Origin of the sequence: Streptomyces sp. NPDC127129, assembly GCF_042671585.1 — a bacterium.
Taxonomy (GTDB): Bacteria; Actinomycetota; Actinomycetes; order Streptomycetales; family Streptomycetaceae; genus Streptomyces.
Window position 1 is genome coordinate 98,048 of sequence record NZ_JBHXTV010000014.1, and the last position, 16,965, is coordinate 115,012.

14 protein-coding genes are annotated in these 16,965 nt (G+C 72.1%); 6 read left to right on the plus strand and 8 right to left on the minus strand.

From position 1 onward, the window contains the following. Positions 1-64 precede the first annotated feature (64 nt). Positions 65-1,633: a M23 family metallopeptidase gene (locus ACFVGW_RS25710; RefSeq protein WP_385853633.1), complete on the plus strand. Its 1,569-nt coding sequence runs from the start codon at positions 65-67 to the stop codon at positions 1,631-1,633. Between the two features lie 63 nt (positions 1,634-1,696). Here ACFVGW_RS25710 and pcrA read toward each other — a convergent pair whose 3' ends face one another. Further along, positions 1,697-4,156 carry a DNA helicase PcrA gene (gene pcrA / locus ACFVGW_RS25715; protein WP_383295535.1) on the minus strand — a complete coding sequence of 820 codons (2,460 nt, stop codon included), beginning with the start codon at positions 4,154-4,156 and terminating at the stop codon, positions 1,697-1,699. 287 nt (positions 4,157-4,443) lie between these two features. Between pcrA and ACFVGW_RS25720 the strand changes: the two genes are divergently transcribed. Beyond that, the gene (locus ACFVGW_RS25720) at positions 4,444-5,610 is read left to right on the plus strand and encodes an NlpC/P60 family protein (protein WP_383223215.1); all 1,167 of its coding nucleotides are present in this window, start codon (positions 4,444-4,446) and stop codon (positions 5,608-5,610) included. An 80-nt stretch (positions 5,611-5,690) separates the two neighbouring features. Here ACFVGW_RS25720 and ACFVGW_RS25725 read toward each other — a convergent pair whose 3' ends face one another. After that, complete coding sequence (locus ACFVGW_RS25725; RefSeq protein WP_352192185.1) at positions 5,691-6,044, minus strand: hypothetical protein; 354 nt, start codon at positions 6,042-6,044, stop codon at positions 5,691-5,693. Between the two features lie 345 nt (positions 6,045-6,389). On the opposite strand from ACFVGW_RS25725, the gene ACFVGW_RS25730 reads away from it, so the two are divergent. Then, entirely contained in the window at positions 6,390-7,475 is a 1,086-nt protein-coding gene (locus tag ACFVGW_RS25730) for an NlpC/P60 family protein (protein WP_385853634.1), read from the plus strand. Positions 7,476-7,522: 47 nt separating this feature from the next. Here the strand turns inward: ACFVGW_RS25730 and ACFVGW_RS25735 are convergent, their stop codons facing one another. Together ACFVGW_RS25735 and ACFVGW_RS25740 are read right to left on the minus strand one after the other, a co-directional pair. Next, positions 7,523-8,230: a LuxR C-terminal-related transcriptional regulator gene (locus ACFVGW_RS25735; RefSeq protein WP_383223209.1), complete on the minus strand. Its 708-nt coding sequence runs from the start codon at positions 8,228-8,230 to the stop codon at positions 7,523-7,525. Beyond that, positions 8,227-9,495, minus strand: a complete 1,269-nt coding sequence (locus ACFVGW_RS25740; RefSeq protein ID WP_385853635.1) for a PspC domain-containing protein — start codon at positions 9,493-9,495, stop codon at positions 8,227-8,229. Before ACFVGW_RS25740 ends, ACFVGW_RS25735 begins: the two co-directional genes overlap by 4 nt. Before the next feature lie 171 nt (positions 9,496-9,666). Between ACFVGW_RS25740 and ACFVGW_RS25745 the strand changes: the two genes are divergently transcribed. Both ACFVGW_RS25745 and ACFVGW_RS25750 read left to right on the plus strand, forming a co-directional pair. Continuing rightward, positions 9,667-11,022 (plus strand): PspC domain-containing protein, encoded by a 1,356-nt coding sequence (locus tag ACFVGW_RS25745; RefSeq protein WP_385853636.1) that lies wholly within the window; start codon positions 9,667-9,669, stop codon positions 11,020-11,022. Further along, positions 11,009-11,269 carry a hypothetical protein gene (locus tag ACFVGW_RS25750; protein WP_385853637.1) on the plus strand — a complete coding sequence of 87 codons (261 nt, stop codon included), beginning with the start codon at positions 11,009-11,011 and terminating at the stop codon, positions 11,267-11,269. The genes ACFVGW_RS25745 and ACFVGW_RS25750 overlap by 14 nt, the downstream gene beginning before the upstream one ends. On the opposite strand, the gene ACFVGW_RS25755 is transcribed toward ACFVGW_RS25750, so the two are convergent. The 4 genes from ACFVGW_RS25755 to guaA form a co-directional block, all read right to left on the minus strand. Beyond that, complete coding sequence (locus tag ACFVGW_RS25755; protein ID WP_385853638.1) at positions 11,179-11,808, minus strand: DoxX family protein; 630 nt, start codon at positions 11,806-11,808, stop codon at positions 11,179-11,181. The genes ACFVGW_RS25750 and ACFVGW_RS25755 overlap by 91 nt on opposite strands. An 88-nt stretch (positions 11,809-11,896) precedes the next feature. Then, the gene (locus ACFVGW_RS25760; protein WP_385853639.1) at positions 11,897-13,126 is read right to left on the minus strand and encodes a hypothetical protein; all 1,230 of its coding nucleotides are present in this window, start codon (positions 13,124-13,126) and stop codon (positions 11,897-11,899) included. A gap of 147 nt (positions 13,127-13,273) precedes the next feature. Continuing rightward, on the minus strand, positions 13,274-14,062 hold the full coding sequence (locus ACFVGW_RS25765; protein ID WP_385853640.1) for a class II aldolase/adducin family protein: 789 nt from the start codon (positions 14,060-14,062) through the stop codon (positions 13,274-13,276). A 148-nt stretch (positions 14,063-14,210) separates the two neighbouring features. Next, on the minus strand, positions 14,211-15,812 hold the full coding sequence (guaA, locus tag ACFVGW_RS25770) for a glutamine-hydrolyzing GMP synthase (RefSeq protein WP_352192194.1): 1,602 nt from the start codon (positions 15,810-15,812) through the stop codon (positions 14,211-14,213). A 329-nt stretch (positions 15,813-16,141) separates the two neighbouring features. Here guaA and ACFVGW_RS25775 point away from each other — a divergent pair, with 329 nt between their 5' ends. After that, positions 16,142-16,462: a chorismate mutase gene (locus ACFVGW_RS25775; protein ID WP_383223194.1), complete on the plus strand. Its 321-nt coding sequence runs from the start codon at positions 16,142-16,144 to the stop codon at positions 16,460-16,462. The last annotated feature ends 503 nt before the right edge of the window (positions 16,463-16,965 follow it).

Here is a 16,965-nt window from a genome sequence, read left to right on the forward strand (position 1 = left end):
CCCGGGACACCCCTCGACGGGCCCGCCCCGGACTGGTCCTGCCGCCGAGGCGAGAGAGAAGTTGGTGAACGACCAGCACCCCCACGCCGGGTACGTCGGAGACGACGCCCACAGCACCGGCGGCTTCGCCACGGACCCGCTCTTCGGCGCCCTCCCGGGCGGTTACGACGCCGGTCACAGCGGCCAGTACGACACCACGCAGTGGAGCGGCAGCCACCAGTGGGAGTCCGGCGCGTACGGAACCACCGGTCAGTACGACACCACCGGGCAGTACGCCACGACGGGCCAGTACGACATGTCCGGGCAGTACGACACCACCGGGCAGTACGACACCACCGGGCAGTACGACACCACCGGGCAGTACGACACCACCGGTCAATGGGATGCCTCCGCCTGGACCGAGGCCCAGCAGACGGGTCAGTACGAGACCGCGCACTTCGCCTCGTACGACACCACCGGCCAGTGGACGACCCCCGCCTTCGAGACGGGTACGTACGACGCCACGGCCTGGAACTACGCCACGGCACAGCAGGACGTCCTCGTCGCGGACCCCGTCGTCCCCCAGCAGTACACGCCCGAGTACGAGTTCGTCCCCGCGCCCGAGGCGCAAACCGAGCAGCCGGACGCCTACGAGGCGCCGTACGAAGCGCCCCACGAGGACACATACCAGCAGGCGTACGAAGAGCCGTACGACCAGCCCCATGAGGAGGCGTCGTACGAGGAGTCGCACGAAGGCGACTACACCTACGCGTACGACTACGACGCCGCCGCGGAGTCCGAGGAACCGGCCGCCGAGTTCCCCGAGGAGTCTCCGGCCGCCCCGGAACCCGCCCCCACCGCCGCCGCCACCGTCGGCCGCCCCGTGCGCCGCTCCTCCGGTGGCAGCCGGGGACGGCGCCGTACGCCCGCCAAGCGCTCCGCGCTCCTGACCGTCGCGGTCCCCTCCGCCTGTGTGATGGGCGTCGCCGGGATCGCCGCCGCCTCCGTCGGCGGGCTCGCGGACGCCGGTGCGGACAAGGACGACACGACGGCGCTCGCCGCCGCCGACCCCGCCTCGGTCAAGCCGGTCGCCGCCAACAACAAGCTGGACACCCAGCTCGCGGCGCTCAGCGCCGACGCCCGCGACTTCGGCGACCGCGCCAGCCGCACCCAGGAGCGCATCGACCTCAAGGCGCGCCAGGATGCGGAGAAGAAGAAGCGCGAGGAGGAGGCCGCCCGCAAGGAGGCGATGCGTCCCAAGTTCACGCTCCCGGTGAAGCTGCACCAGCTCAGCGCGAGCTACGGCCAGGCGGGCGTCAACTGGATGTCCGTGCACACCGGCATCGACTTCCCCGTCCAGTACGGCACGAAGGTGATGGCCGCGACCGACGGCACGGTCCGCACCCAGTGGAACAGCGCCTACGGCAACATGGCGATCGTGACCGCCCCGGACGGCACCGAGACCTGGTACTGCCACCTGAGCAGCACCAAGATCCGCTCGGGCAAGGTCAAGGCCGGCGACGTCATCGCGTACTCGGGCAACTCGGGCAACTCCACCGGCCCGCACCTCCACTTCGAGGTCCGTCCGGGCGGCGGTGCCGCGATCGACCCCGAGGCGTGGCTGCGCAGCCACGGTCTCAACCCGACCGGCTGACACATCCGCAGAACCATGGGAGAGGGCCCCGGCCGCAGCCGGGGCCCTCTCCCATGTGCCGTCCTACAGCTTCTCCACCGGCGCGTACCGCAGCAGCAGCCGCTTGGGCTTCTCGTCACCGAAGTCGATCGTCGCCTGCGCGTCGGCGCCCGCACCCGTCACCTGCATGACCGTGCCGAGGCCGAACTGGTCGTGCGTGACCCGGTCGCCGACCTGGAGCGTGATCACCGGCTTGTCGCTGGTCCGCCGGGTCGCGAAGCCCGAGGGGCCGGAGCGCGCGCGGGAGGAGGAGAGCGAGGAGGTGATCCCCGAGGTCGGCCCGGCGGGCTTGACCATGGGACCGGTCCGCTTCCACTCCAGATACGACGCCGGGATCTCCTCCAGGAAGCGCGAGGCCGGGTTGTACGAGGGCTGGCCCCAGGCGCTGCGCATCGAGGAGCGCGTCAGATACAGCCGCTCGCGGGCACGGGTGATGCCCACGTACGCCAGCCGCCGTTCCTCCTCCAGCTCCTTGGCCTGGCCGAGCGCGCGCATGTGCGGGAAGACGCCGTCCTCCATGCCGGTCAGGAACACCACCGGGAATTCGAGGCCCTTGGCGGTGTGCAGCGTCATCAGCGTGATGACGCCCGACCCCTCTTCGTCCTCGTCTGGGATCTGGTCGGAGTCGGCGACGAGCGCGACCTTCTCCAGGAACTCGGCCAGGGTGCCGGTCTCCTCCTCGCCGCGCTCCTGCTCGAACTCCAGCGCCACGGCTGCCAGTTCCTGGAGGTTCTCGATACGGGTCTCGTCCTGCGGGTCGGTGGAGGCCTGCAGTTCGGCGAGGTACCCGGTCCGCTCCAGGACGGCTTCCAGGACGACGGCCGGGCCGGCGCCGGAGTCGACGACCGTACGGAGCTCCTCCATGAGGGCGTTGAAGCGCTTGACCGCGTTCGCGGACCGCGCCGCCATGCCGTACGCCTCGTCCACCCGCTTCAGCGCCTGCGGGAAGGTGATCTTCTCCCGGAGGGAGAGGGCGTCGATCATCGCCTCGGCGCGCTCGCCGATGCCGCGCTTGGGCACGTTCAGAATGCGGCGCAGCGGCACGTTGTCCTCGGGGTTGGCGAGGACGCGCAGGTAGGCGAGGACGTCGCGGACCTCCTTGCGCTCGTAGAAGCGCACGCCGCCGACGACCTTGTAGGGCAGGCCGACGCGGATGAAGATCTCTTCGAAGACACGGGACTGGGCGTTGGTCCGGTAGAAGACGGCGACGTCTCCGGCCTTCGCGTCGCCCGCGTCCGTGAGCCGGTCGATCTCGTCGGCGACGAACTGCGCCTCGTCGTGCTCGGTGTCGGCGACGTAGCCGGTGATCTGCGCGCCCGCACCCGCGTTGGTCCAGAGGTTCTTGGGACGGCGGGACTCGTTGCGCTCGATGACGGCGTTGGCGGCGGAGAGGATCGTCTGGGTGGAGCGGTAGTTCTGCTCCAGCAGGATCGTCGTCGCGTTCGGGTAGTCCTCCTCGAACTGGAGGATGTTGCGGATGGTCGCGCCGCGGAAGGCGTAGATCGACTGGTCCGCGTCACCGACGACGCACAGCTCGGCCGGGTCCAGGTCCTCGTAGCCGGTGCCGACCAGCTCCCGTACGAGGGTGTACTGGGCGTGGTTGGTGTCCTGGTACTCGTCGACCAGGACGTGGCGGAAGCGGCGGCGGTAGTGCTCGGCGACGTCCGGGAACGCCTGGAGCAGGTGGACCGTCGTCATGATGATGTCGTCGAAGTCCAGGGCGTTGGCCTCGCGCAGCCGTGCCTGGTACATCCGGTACGCCTCGGCGAGCGTCTTCTCGAAGCCGTCGGCGGCCTGGTCGGCGAAGGTCTCCTCGTCGATCAGCTCGTTCTTCAGGTTCGAGATCTTGGCGCTGAAGGACTTCGGCGGGAACTTCTTCGGGTCGAGGTCCAGGTCGCGGCAGACCAGCGACATCAGGCGCTTGGAGTCGGCGGCGTCGTAGATCGAGAAGGAGGACGTGAAGCCGAGCTTCTTGCTCTCCCGGCGCAGGATGCGGACGCAGGCGCTGTGGAACGTCATGACCCACATGGCGTTGGCGCGCGGGCCGACGAGGTGCTCGACGCGCTCCTTCATCTCGCCGGCGGCCTTGTTGGTGAAGGTGATCGCCAGTATCTGGCCAGGGTGCACGTGCCGGGTGGCCAGCAGGTGGGCGATGCGGTGGGTGAGCACCCGGGTCTTGCCGGAGCCGGCGCCCGCGACGATGAGCAGCGGGGTGTCGGTGTGGACCACAGCGGCGCGCTGCTGTTCGTTCAGCCCGTCCAGGAGCGCGGCGGCGTCCACGACGGGGCGCGCGGCTCCGTCGCGGTAGTACGCGTCTCGGGTCGGCGGCGCGTCGAAGCGCCCCCCGAAGAGGTCGTGCGGGACCTCCTCCGCGGCCGGTGCGCCGTGCGCGTGGTGCTCGTCGTCCTCGGGCGGGGGCGGAGGCTCCTCCGAGGAGTGGTTCTGGAGGCTCGCCAGGAAGCTGTCGTCAAAGAGGCTGCTCATCGCACTCACGAGTCTAGGCCGCCGCACCGACAGCCCGCCCCCACCTCCCGAAGTGAGGGGAAGATTACGGAAGGTGACGATCCACATAAGGTCACGGAAAAGTATCGGGCATATCGAACATCGGCCTTCACAGCACCCTCACCGGTTGGCTAGCGTGCTCGCCCAGGCAGCCCGTCCGCTCCGACGGCGAAACGCGCCGAGCGGGCCGCTCACGCCGAAGCCGGCCCTGCCCCACGGCAGTTGACGCCGGTCGTTCCCCTCGGCGGCCACGGAAGGAGATGCCGGTCTTGGCGTCCCATCGCAAGCCGCGCACCACCCGGTCGCACTCCCCCGCCGTCGGGGTCACGACGGCGGCACTCGCCGGGGTCACGCTGCTGACCACGCAGAGTGCCCAGGCCTCGCCCGCCGCCCCGGCCAAGCCGACGGTGGAGGAGATCCAGAAGAAGGTCGACGACCTCTACCGGCAGGCCGGCACGGCGACGCAGGAGTACAACCGCGCCAAGGAGGCCACCGACCAGCAGCGTCGCAAGGTCGACGGGCTCCTGGACGACGTGGCCAAGCGGACGGACGAGATCAACGAGTCACGGCGGGCACTCGGCTCGTACGCGGCGGCGCAGTACCGGGCGGGGGCCGTCGGCCCGACCGCCGCGCTGATCTTCGCGGACAGCCCGCAGTCGTACTTCGACCAGACCCATCTCATGGACCGGCTCACCGAGCGCGAGCGCAGCGCGGTGTCGGAGTACGAGAGCAAGCGGGTCGCCGCGGCGAAGCAGCGTGCGAAGGCGACGAAGAGCCTGGAGACCCTGACCGAGTCGCAGGCGACGCTCCGTACGACCAAGCAGACCGTCCAGCGCAAGCTGGGCGAGGCGCGGACGCTGCTGGCCCAGCTGACGGCCGAGGAGAAGGCGCGGCTCGCGGAGCTGGAGCGCAAGCGGGAGGCGGAGGCGCAGCGCAAGGCGGAGGCGCGGGCCAAGGCGGAGGCCGCGGCCAGGGCCGAGGCGGAGGAGGCCGAGCGGCGCAGGCAGGAGGAGGCGGCGAAGGAGCAGCAGCCCACCACGCCGGCGCCCGGTGGATCGACCGGTGGATCGACCGGCTCGACGTACGCGGCGAAGGCGGAGAAGGCCCTGGCCTTCGCGCGCGCCCAGATCGGCAAGCCGTACGTGTGGGGCGCGACCGGCCCCAGCTCCTACGACTGCTCGGGGCTCACCCAGGCCGCCTGGCGCGCCGCGGGCGTCGACCTGCCCCGCACCACCTGGGACCAGGTGGAGGTGGGCACCCGGGTGGCGACGGCCGATCTGCTCCCCGGGGACCTCGTCTTCTTCTACGACGACATCAGCCACGTCGGTCTCTACATCGGCGGCGGCAAGATGATCCACGCGCCGAAGCCGGGCGCGAACGTCCGCGAGGAGTCGATCTACTACATGCCGATCTACGGCAGCGTCCGCCCGGCCTGAGCCGGATCTCGCAGGCCCGGCGATCCGTCGGGCCCGGCGATCCGTCGGGCCCGGCGATCCGTCGGGCCCGGCCGGCTCCGTCAGGTCCAGAGGGTCGCGATGAAGATGTTCGCGATCGTCAGGCCGCCGACGGCGGCGAAGAGGCCCTTGTCGACCCTCTCCTCGTCCCGCTTCACGTACACGAGGGCGAGGATGACGACGAGCACCGCCATCTTGATGCCGATCTTCACGTTGTTGACGCTCTGGTCGTCCGCCTGATTGAGGCCGACCAGGGCGATTCCGGTCACCAGCATGGTGAGCGCGCCGTGGAGCATGGCAGGCGTGAAGCGGGCCGTACCCGCGCCCATCGCCTTCATCTGGGTGAGGAACCCGCCGAGCAGCGAGGCGATTCCGATGATGTGCAGGGCGACGAAGACATTGATGAGTACGTCCATGGGGCGGAGCCTAACCGGGCGCATAGCACCCCCGTTCGGCCGGGTCCAGCTTGTCCGGACCTTCGGTCATGCCCGCGCCGGAATACGGCGCCCACCCGTCGCCGCGGCCGGAGCGGAACGGTCCCGAAGGGACAACTGGCGCCAATAGCGGTCAAGGCCCCGCCGCCCCGTGACGGGCAGGTTTAGCGTCCTCCCCCAGGTGGCCGGCTCCCCACCACCGCCGGTCCTCCGGCGGCAGCCGGCCGCCCCCGCCGAGAATCCGGCGGTGGGCCGTCTCCCCTGTGCGGTCCATCGCCGGACCCGGTGGGCAACGACCCCCTCAGGGAGAGGATGTGACCCGCCCTCGTGGCAGCGCACCGGAAGCCCAGGAACTCCCCCCTCGGTGGCCAGGCGGCACGGACCGCCGCCACGCTCGCCCTCGCCTCCGCGGCGACGGCGACCGTCTTCGAGGGCTCCGGGCACGCCGAGCCCCGGCTCACCCCCGCGCAGGTCAAGGCGAAGGTCGACCGGCTGTACCAGGAAGCCGAGGTCGCCACGGAGAGGTACAACGGCGCGAAGGAGAAGGCGGACGCGGCACGGGACGCCCTCGACCGACTGCGGGACGAGGCCGCGCGGAGGACCGCCCGGCTCAACACGGCGCGCGACGGGCTCGGTTCCGTCGCCACCGCGCAGTACCGCTCCGGGGGCCTCGACCCCGCCGTGCAGCTCGCGCTCACCTCCGACCCGGAGCAGTACCTGGAGCGCGCCGCGCTGGCCGAGAAGGCCGGTCAGCGGCAGGCGGCGACCGTCACCTCGGTACGGCGGGAGCTGGCCGGGATCAGGCAGCTGAAGGCCGAGTCGGACGAGCGGCTGACGCAGCTGCGCGGGCACGAGGCCGATCTGCGGCGCCAGAAGGCGGCGGTGCAGGGCAGGCTCGGCGAGGCGCGCTCCCTGCTGGCCCGGCTGACCGCCGAGGAGCGGGCGCGGTACGAGGCGTCGGTGTCCGGGGCGGGGCGGAGTGACGCCGACGGCTCCTCCACGGGTACGACGGGGAGCCGGGCCGACCGGGCCTCGGGGATCCGCGGTCCGGTCACGGCGCCCAGCAGCCGTGCCGCGCAGGCGATCTCCTTCGCCCGGGCCCAGCTCGGCAAGCCGTACGTGTGGGGCGCGACGGGGCCGTCGGCCTACGACTGCTCGGGGCTGACGCAGGCCGCCTGGCGCTCGGCCGGGGTGGCGCTGCCCCGGACGACGTACACGCAGATCAACGCGGGGCAGCGGGTCTCGCGCTCCGAACTGGCCCCGGGCGACCTGGTGTTCTTCTACTCGGGAATCAGCCATGTCGGGCTCTACATCGGCGGCGGCCAGATGATCCACGCGCCCCGGCCGGGCGCGCCGGTGCGGGTCGCGCCGATCGACGAGATGCCCTTCGCGGGGGCGACCCGCGTCTCGTGAGGCCCGTGAAGTCCTCGGCCCGTGAGGCTCTGCGGCCCGCTCGGGCCTCAGACCAGCCGGCGGGCCGTGGCCCAGCGGGTCAGCTCGTGCCGGTTGGACAGCTGGAGCTTGCGCAGCACCGCGGAGACGTGCGACTCGACCGTCTTCACCGAGATGTAGAGCTGCTTGGCGATCTCCTTGTACGCGTATCCCCGGGCGATCAGCCGCAGGACCTCCCGCTCGCGCTGGGTGAGCCGGTCGAGGTCCTCGTCGACCGGCGGGGCGTCGGTGGACGCGAAGGCGTCGAGCACGAAGCCGGCGAGCCGGGGCGAGAACACGGCGTCGCCCTCCTGGACCCGGAAGATCGAGTCGACCAGGTCGGTGCCCGTGATCGTCTTGGTGACGTAGCCCCGGGCGCCGCCCCGGATCACCCCGATCACGTCCTCGGCGGCGTCCGAGACCGAGAGGGCCAGGAACCGCACCGGGTTCTCGGGCGCCGTCATCAGGCTCGAGCAGCGGCGCAGCACCTCCACCCCGCCCCCGCCCGGCAGGTGCACGTCGAGCAGGACGACCTCGGGGCGGGTCGCGGTGATCACGGTGACCGCCTGGTCGACGTCGGCGGCCTCCCCGACCACCTCGACGCCGGTGACGTCGGTCCGGCCGATCTCGGCCTGCACCCCCGTGCGGAACATCCGGTGGTCGTCGACGAGCACGACCCGCACCCGACGCTCCGTGGTCGGTGCCGCCGTCGTCCCGGTTCCGGTCTCGTCGCTCATCCGTCCGCCCTCTCCATCTCAAGCTCCACTTCGGTGCCGCCGTCCGGCACGGACCGAAGCCGGGCCGAACCGCCGTTGCGCTGCATCCGGCCGATGATCGATTCTCGTACGCCCATCCGGTCGTCGGGCACCGCGTCGAGGTCGAAGCCGGGGCCGCGGTCCCGCACGGAGACGAACACCGTACGGCCCTCGACCTCCGCGTAGACCTGCACCGCCCCTCCCTCGCCACCGTACTTGGCGGCGTTGACCATCGCCTCGCGCGCGGCCTGCATCTGTGCGACCAGCTTCTCGTCGAGCGGGCAGTCCCCCACGACCACGACCTCCAGCGGGACACCGTGCTGGTCCTCGACCTCGGCCGCTGCCCGCTTCACCGCCTCGGCGAGCGTCTCGGGCTCCTCGCTCTCGTCCTTGCCGGTGCCCTCCGGCTTGTACAGCCAGTTCCGCAGCTCCCGCTCCTGCGCGCGGGCCAGCCGGCGCACCTCGCCCGGCTCGTCCGCGTTGCGCTGGATCAGTGTGAGCGTGTGCAGGACGGAGTCGTGGACATGGGCCGCGACCTCGGCGCGCTCCTGCGCGCGGATCCTCATGGTCCGCTCCTCGGAGAGGTCCTGCGACATCCGCACCAGCCACGGCCCGGCGAGCAGCGCTATGCCGGTGAGCACGGCTATCGCGGCGGTGAGCGCCGTGCCCAGCTGGGCCGCGGAGCCCCGGACCACCATGAAGACCGTGAGCCCCATGCCGACGAGGGCGACCCCCGCGAAGCCGCGGGCGAGCTGGAGCGTGCGCCGGCGGCGGCCCGGCTCGGTCCAGCTCTCGCGGCGGGCATTGTCCGCCTGCCGCCAGACGAGGACGACGCCGACGCCGATGAGGAGCGTCGGCCAGACGTAGCGGTCGGTCCGGTTGCCCCAGTCGATGTTGCCGGCGAAGACCGCGGCGCCGATCGCCAGCGCGATCAGGGCGAAGAGCTGGCCCCGGTCGGGCTTGCGCAGCCGGCGTCTGCCGTCCGCGGTGGTCTCGAAGACGGGGCGGGGCGTGCTCCGGCCGCCGACGCCGAGCGGGACGACGATCCAGAACACCGCGTACAGCAGAGCGCCCAGGCCGTCCGCGAGGAGCAGGACCAGGAACAGGACACGGACCCAGACCACGGGCACTCCGAGATGTCCCGCGAGGCCGCGCGCGACACCGCCGAGCCACCGTCCGTCGGCGCTCCGGTAGAGCTTGCGCACGGGCGGTTCGTCGGTCTCGGTGACATGGGCGGCTGCTGGCATGCACCGATCGTCACACGTACGGCCGGGCGGGTACATCAGGGTCGATCCCTGAGATCGCCCCTAGGAGGCGGCCCCGGGGACGTTCTCAGGGTGGACCGCCCCCGGAATATCAGGGTCGGGCCAGGGTCGGCCCCGGTGCCGCGGCGGGACGGCGGCCGTCACCATGGACGCATGACGAGTTCGACGCCTTCTTCGCACGAGGCCCCGCCGCCGGCGGAGGCTCCCCCTGCCGCGCCCCTGCGCCGCTCGCGGCAGCACCGGGTCGTGGCCGGTGTGTGCGGTGGCCTCGGACGGCACTTCGACCTCGATCCGGTGATCTTCCGTATCGCGATCGGTGTGCTGTCCGTGACCGGCGGCTTCGGGCTGATCTTCTACGGCTTCGCGTGGCTGCTCGTGCCGCTCGCGGGCGAGGAGGAGAACGAGGGCCGCAGACTGCTCGCGGGCCGGGTCGACGGCGCCGCGCTCGTGGCCGTGCTGATGGCCCTGGTGGGGTGCGGCGCCCTGCTGTCGATGCTGCGCAACGGCGGGACGCTCGCGTTCGCGGTGATGCTGTCGATAGCGGTGTGCGGCGCGGCGGTCTGGTCGCAGCGGCGCGCGCAGGTCACCACGGGCGAGGCCGAGGGCGGCCGCATGGACGCGGCGACGGCGGCCGCGGTCGCGGAGGCTCCGCCGGAGACGAAGGCGCCGCCGCTCGTGGAGTTCCCCTCCTGGTGGAAGGACCCCATAGTGAAGGACGGCTCGACGGGCAAGGTCGCCATCGGCTACCTCTGGGGCCCGCACGGCGTGGGACCGGACGGCCGGCTCCCGAACGGGGAGATCCCGGTGCCCGGCAGCCAGTGGGGTTCGGACGACCCGGCGTACGGGCGGCGGCCCGAGACGGCGGCGGCCCGGCGCGGGCCGCGCTCCATCGGCGGCCTGGTCTTCCTCCTCGCGCTGCTCGCGGGCGGCCTCGGCACCGGACTGTCCTGGGAGACGCATCCGTTCGGCACGAGCCTGCAGATCGGTCTGGTCGCCGCGCTGGCGGTGTTCGGCCTCGGTCTGGCGGTCAGCAGCTTCCTCGGCCGGACCGGGTTCGGCACGATCTTCCTGACGGTGGTCACCGCGAGCCTGCTCGCGGCGGCGGCGGCGCTGCCGAAGGAGATCTCCACGGAGTGGGCGCGGACGACCTGGAGCCCGGCGTCGGTCGCCGCCGTGGAGCCCCGCTACGAACTGGGCACCGGCGTCGGCACGCTCGACCTGTCACGGCTCGCGGTCCCGGCGGGCACGACCGTCGGCACGGAGGCCGAGGTCGGCGCGGGCAGGCTGGAGGTGATCGTGCCGAAGAACGTCACGGTGAAGCTGCGGGCCCAGGTGGGCCTGGGCGATGTGCAGCTGCCGCAGCAGCGCCCCGAGGACATCGACATCGCGCCCGACCGCGACGAGCGCCGGACGCTGCCCCCCGCCGAAGGCACCACGCCCGGTGGAACGGTCGACCTCTCTCTGGAGGTCGGTCTCGGACAGGTGGAGGTCACCCGTGCTGCTTCATGAGTTCCGGCCGGGCCGTCTGATCGCCGGCGCGACAGCGCTCGCCCTCGCCGCCCTCTACGCGGGGGATGCCACGGACGCCTGGGAGACACCCTGGTACGAGGTGGTCCCGGTGCTCTTCGGCGGCCTGGGCCTGGCCGCGCTGGCGACCTGGGTGGCCTACCGGGTGCGCCGTCGTTCGGCGAGGACGGCGTCGAGCGAGAAGTACGCGGCTCCGGCGAGCACGAGCGGGAGCCAGGACATGAGATAGGCGAGGTCGTTGCCGTAGTAGTACGGGTCGACCTGCCAGCTCACCGTCAGCCAGAGACTCAGGGAGATCAGCGCCCCGCCCAGCGCGGCCACCCGGGCGAAGAGGCCCACCAGGGTGCCGATGCCGACGGCCAGTTCGCCGAAGGCGATGGCGTACCCGAAGCCGACGGGGCTCTTGAGCGCCAGGTCGACGAGGGCGGGGATGGCCGAGGTGTCCCGGACGCCGCGCATCATCTCGCCGATGGAGCCGGTGCCGGTGTCGGACATGAAGGCGGAGTCGGTGAGCTTGTCGAGCCCGGCGTAGACGAAGGTGACGCCGAGGAAGATACGCAGCGGCAGCAGTGCGTAGTGCGAGGCGGCGGCCTTCCACGCGGTGAGCCCGCCGGACCGGCCCGGACCGCCGGAGCCGCCGTGACCCCCGCGCCCGCCATGGCTCCCGTGACCGCCGCCCGGCGTTCCGTACGAACCGTTCGAGCGCGCCGGACCCGCGGGGCCGGAAGCCCCCGGCGCCCCTGACGTTCCATTGCCGTGCTGTGCCATCGTCGGCCTGCCTCTCCACGCCACTGTCCGCGGAATCGATTGTCCCCGGACCCCCTCCCCGTGGATACGTGGAGGACACGCGGAAGGTTCAGTCGACGACGTCGATCGTGACCCGGTTGGTCTCCACGCCGGAGGCCGTCACCACCGACACCTCGACCCGCCCCGGCTCCACGTCGACCGGGAGGGGAACGGTCAGGACCGTGTCCGTGGGGTTGGCGAAGCCGCCCGGGACGGGGACGAGGGGAACGTGCGCGTGGACGGAGCCGACGCGCACGACCAATCGGGTCAACGGGTCCGGTCCCGCGGCCCCGGCCGGGACGAAACCGGTCCCTCGGATCTCGATGTCGTCACCGGTGCGGATCGCGGCGTCCAGGTCGCCCGCCTCGCGGGACCGGACGACGGAGAGGATCGCGGGCCGGCCGCCCTCGGTGCACGTGGCCGCGAGGTATCCGGCCGCCGCCACGGCGACGAGGAGCACGAGGGACCACGGCACCCCGGGCAGCCGGTCGGGGTCGCGCCCGAGCCGTACGGCGGCGAGGACGAGGACGGCGGCGGAGACCAGGACGTGGGCGATGTCGGTGAGGCTGCCCCGGCCGCTGTCGTCGCAGAGCAGGTCGGCGGCGCGGGGCCGGTCGGCGCGGACCTTCTGGAGCCGCTGCCCCACGACGCGGGCCCGCACGATCCGGCGGGCGGCGACGGCGACCGCCGTCGTGAGCGCGAAGACGGTCAGCAGTCCGGCGCCCCGGCCGATCCCGAGACCGACCCGGTCGGCGCCGGTGACCAGGCGCAGCGCGAGGAAGAGGACGGTGTAGACGGCGAAGAGCAGCCAGCCGGCGGCCACCGCGCGGGAGGTGGAGAGCCGGTTGTCCTCCCCGATCAGCGGGGCGAGGACGCCGCCGCGGTCCCGGTGGGCGTGAGCGGCGAAGGTGAGCGGGACGGCGAGGACGAGCGCGGCGAGGAGTCCTGCCGTACGCGGACCCGTCCATCCGGTGCCGGTCGCCGTGAGGGCCTGTCCGAGGAGCAGGGCGAGCACCCCGCCCCAGACGGCGCCGAGCGTGCCGTACCGGACCCGGCGCAGCCAGGCGTCGTCCGCCGCGCGGCCCCGTGCCGCGACCGCGCGGGCGGACTGGGCGAGCGCGTCGGAGACCCACTGCCGCGAGGCGCCCGGCGAATGGGCGACGGCCGCGGGTACCCCCTGGCCGGCCGCCAGCTCGTCCCGCCGGGCGAGGAAGGCGGCTACCGCTCGCCGGTGACCCGCGCGCCCGCCCTCCGCGCATCCCGCGTGGTCACCGCACTGTCTCGCCTCTTGCACCGCCACGGAGCTCACTTCCCGATGTATGGGTCAACTGGCCGTCCAGTTCTGGGAATTGTGCCGCACCCGAGAGCCGCCGGACTGCTCCGAGCGCCCCGCACGAGAGTGATTGAACCGTCATCACATTGACGTAAGGACAGTTAAGGCCACCTTCTACGACAGCAGTTCGGGCTCGGAGCGGCTGATTCTGCGCCACAGCGGCTGGTAGTTGATCCAGGCGGCCAGGTCGGTGCCGAGCTGCTCGCGGGTGGCGATCGCGTCCTTGTGCCCGATCGGAACGGGCTTCCCCGCGGCCCGCGCGGTCAGCTGCACCCGGGCGCACCGCTCCATGGCGATGAACCACCAGGCGGCCGCGTCGACCGAGGTCCCGACGGTCAGCAGCCCGTGGTTGCGGAGCACGATCGCCTTGTACGGCCCGAGCGCGGTGGCGATCCGGCGCCCCTCCTCGGGGTCGACGGCGACCCCGGTGTACGCGTCGTAGAGCGCGTGGTCCTGGTAGAAGCCGCAGGCCTCCTGGGTGATCGGCTCGATCAGGTCACCGAGCGCGGCCAGCGCCCGTCCGTAGGTGGAGTGGCTGTGCGCGACGGCGACGACGTCCGGCCGGGCGCGGTGCACCTGGGCGTGGACGGCGAAGGCGGCCTGGTTCACGGGTGCGGCGCCCCGCACCACCTGCCCGTCCCCGTTGACCAGGACGAGGTCGCCCGCGGTCAGCTCGGCGAAGGGCACGCCGAAGGGGTTCACCCAGAAGCAGTCGGCGTGTTCGGGGTCCCGGGCGGTCACATGACCGGAGACGCCCTCCTCGTACCCGAACCGTCCGAAGAGTCTGAGCGCGCCCGCGAGTCTCCGCTTGCGGTACGCCCGCTCCTCGTCGACGGTCCCGTGGACGGGCGGCATCGCGACATGGAGCTGGTCGACGGGTACGGGTGCCGGTGTCTCGCTCATGCGCGGGAAGGTAACGCCGGGCCGTACAACTGACCAGAGAGATCACACGACGAAGACGCCGGACACGGCGAAACCGCCGCCCCCGGTGACGGGGGCGGCGGTTTCGGACGTACGCGGGTTCACTCCCGTACGGGAGTGACGGGAGGTGTTACTCCCACTCGATGGTGCCCGGCGGCTTGCTCGTCACGTCGAGCACCACACGGTTCACATCGGCGACCTCGTTGGTGATCCGGGTCGAGATCCGCGCCAGGACGTCGTACGGCATGCGGGTCCAGTCCGCCGTCATGGCGTCCTCGGAGGAGACCGGGCGCAGGACGATCGGGTGACCGTACGTCCGGCCGTCGCCCTGCACACCCACGGAGCGCACATCGGCGAGCAGCACGACCGGGCACTGCCAGATCTCGCGGTCGAGACCGGCGGCCGTCAGCTCCTCACGGGCGATGGCGTCGGCCTCGCGCAGCAGGTCCAGGCGCTCCTTGGTGACCTCGCCGACGATACGGATGCCGAGGCCGGGGCCGGGGAACGGCTGCCGCTGGACGATCTCCTCCGGCAGGCCCAGCTCCTGGCCGACCATGCGGACCTCGTCCTTGAACAGCTGGCGCAGCGGCTCGACGAGCTCGAACTCCAGGTCCTCGGGGAGACCGCCCACGTTGTGGTGGGACTTGATGTTCGCGGTGCCGGTGCCGCCGCCGGACTCGACGATGTCCGGGTAGAGCGTGCCCTGGACGAGGAACGCGACGTCCTCGCCGGCGCCCGCCGACTCGGCGACGATCTCGGCCTGCGCCTGCTCGAAGACGCGGATGAACTCGCGCCCGATGATCTTCCGCTTCTCCTCGGGGTCGGAGACCCCGGCGAGCGCGGCGAGGAACCGCTCCTGCGCGTCGACGACCTTCAGCTGGACGCCGGTCGCGGCGACGAAGTCCTTCTCGACCTGCTCGGTCTCGTCCTTGCGCATCAGGCCGTGGTCGACGTAGACGCAGGTGAGCTGCGAGCCGATGGCCTTCTGCACGAGCGCGGCGGCCACGGCGGAGTCGACGCCGCCGGAGAGACCGCAGATGGCGCGCTTGGTGCCGACCTGCTCGCGGATGGCCGCGACCTGCTCGTCGATGACGTTGCCGGTGGTCCAGGTCGGCTCGATGCCGGCGCCCCGGTAGAGGAAGTGCTCCAGGATCTGCTGGCCGTGCGTGGAGTGCAGCACCTCGGGGTGGTACTGGACGCCGTAGAGCTTCTTCTCGTCGTTCTCGAAGGCGGCGACCGGCACCACGTCGGTGGAGGCGGTGACGCTGAAGCCCTCGGGGGCGGCGGAACAGGCGTCGCCGTGCGACATCCACACGGACTGCTCGGTCGGGGTGCCCTCGAAGAGGGTCGATCCGGCCTTGGAGACGTGCAGCGGGGTACGGCCGTACTCGCGGGCGCCCGTGTTGTCGACGGTGCCACCGAGGGTGGTCGCCATCAGCTGGAAGCCGTAACACATGCCGAAGACCGGGACACCGGCCTCGAAGAGCGCGCGGTCGAGGCGCGGGGCACCCTCCGCGTAGACGGAGGACGGGCCGCCGGAGAGGATGATCGCCTTCGGCTTCTTGGCCAGCATCTCGGCCACCGGCATGGTGGACGGGACGATCTCGCTGTAGACCCGCGCCTCACGGACGCGTCGGGCGATGAGCTGGGCGTACTGGGCGCCGAAGTCGACAACGAGGACTACGTCCGGGTTGGTGACGTCGGGCGCGGCAGCGGGAGTCGCTGATGACACTACGGCGGCCTTCCGGCGGTAGGGAGGGGTTCCCCCGAGGGGGGCTATTTGTCGATTCTACCGGCGCGCCGGGCTCGCTTTTCGTCTCACCATCCGAACCCGGGTTGTCCCGGTCCCGGCGGAGGGGTCCATACTGTCCGCATGCGCAAGCTCACGACCTTCGTCTTTACCTATGGCACCGGCCCGTCCGGCTGCCATGGTCGTGCTGCTTGAGCAACTGACAAGCGACTTCCCAGGCGCCCCGGGCCGACAAGGCCCGGGGCGCTCTGTCGTTTCCGGGCCCTGCCGCTCCGGGGCGCCGCACCCGACACCACCGAGGAGCCCCACCCATGACCGCCGTGACGCAGACCGCTGTGACGAAGACCGCTGTGACCAAGACCGAGAAGACCGGCGCCCGCACCGACGAGGCCGCCTCGCTCATCGGCGACGCGCGCGAGCGGATCGACGCGCTCGACGACCGGATCATCGGCCTGATCCAGGAACGGATGGCCGTCTCGGCCGTGATCCAGGAGGCTCGGATCGGCTCGGGCGGCCGCCGGGTGAACCTGGCACGCGAGATGGAGGTCCTCGGCCACTACAGGGACGCGCTGGGCAAGCCGGGCACGGCCCTGGCGATGACGATGCTGGAGCTCTGCCGGGGCCGCATCTGACTCTCTCCGGCGGGGCTCCCGCAGCCCTCTCCGGCGGAGTGCCTCCCGCGGGGTGCCGCGGGGCGCCTCCCGCGAGGTGCCTCCCGCGGGCGGGGTGACGGACCTGAGTTCGGGCCCGCTCTCACCCGTACGGCGCGTGACCGCCTCCCGGACCCCTTCGTTGGTCCCGGTGTCCGTGCCAGCCAGGGGCGGGCCCGAAAAAACCACGCGTGGCTTCGCTGGGGCGTGTGACGTACCGCAAGTACGTCGTGGGACCTCGCCCCAGCGCGCGTGACCGGACGGCAGGGGACAGCAGCCCGGTCACCCAGAAAGGGCGGTCGGCCCCGGGGACGCCCGGGGCCGACCGCAACCGGCCCAGACGGATGCGGTCGGCATCCGTCCAGCACGAACACCCCACCCCTCCCCGTCCCCTCCACCCCACACCACCCCTCGCGGCGCGACCCCCCGGGCGCCGCTCCCCCGGCACCGCCGCCGCCCCGACACCGGTGCCGATCACCAAGGGC

Coding starts and splice junctions, on each gene's coding strand:
- pcrA (WP_383295535.1), bottom strand. CDS start 4,156: ATGAGCAGCCTCTTTGACGACAGCTTCCTGGCGAGCCTCCAGAACCAC.
- ACFVGW_RS25725 (WP_352192185.1), bottom strand. CDS start 6,044: ATGGACGTACTCATCAATGTCTTCGTCGCCCTGCACATCATCGGAATC.
- ACFVGW_RS25735 (WP_383223209.1), bottom strand. CDS start 8,230: ATGAGCGACGAGACCGGAACCGGGACGACGGCGGCACCGACCACGGAG.
- ACFVGW_RS25740 (WP_385853635.1), bottom strand. CDS start 9,495: ATGCCAGCAGCCGCCCATGTCACCGAGACCGACGAACCGCCCGTGCGC.
- ACFVGW_RS25745 (WP_385853636.1), top strand. CDS start 9,667: ATGACGAGTTCGACGCCTTCTTCGCACGAGGCCCCGCCGCCGGCGGAG.
- ACFVGW_RS25755 (WP_385853638.1), bottom strand. CDS start 11,808: ATGGCACAGCACGGCAATGGAACGTCAGGGGCGCCGGGGGCTTCCGGC.
- ACFVGW_RS25765 (WP_385853640.1), bottom strand. CDS start 14,062: ATGAGCGAGACACCGGCACCCGTACCCGTCGACCAGCTCCATGTCGCG.
- ACFVGW_RS25775 (WP_383223194.1), top strand. CDS start 16,142: ATGACCGCCGTGACGCAGACCGCTGTGACGAAGACCGCTGTGACCAAG.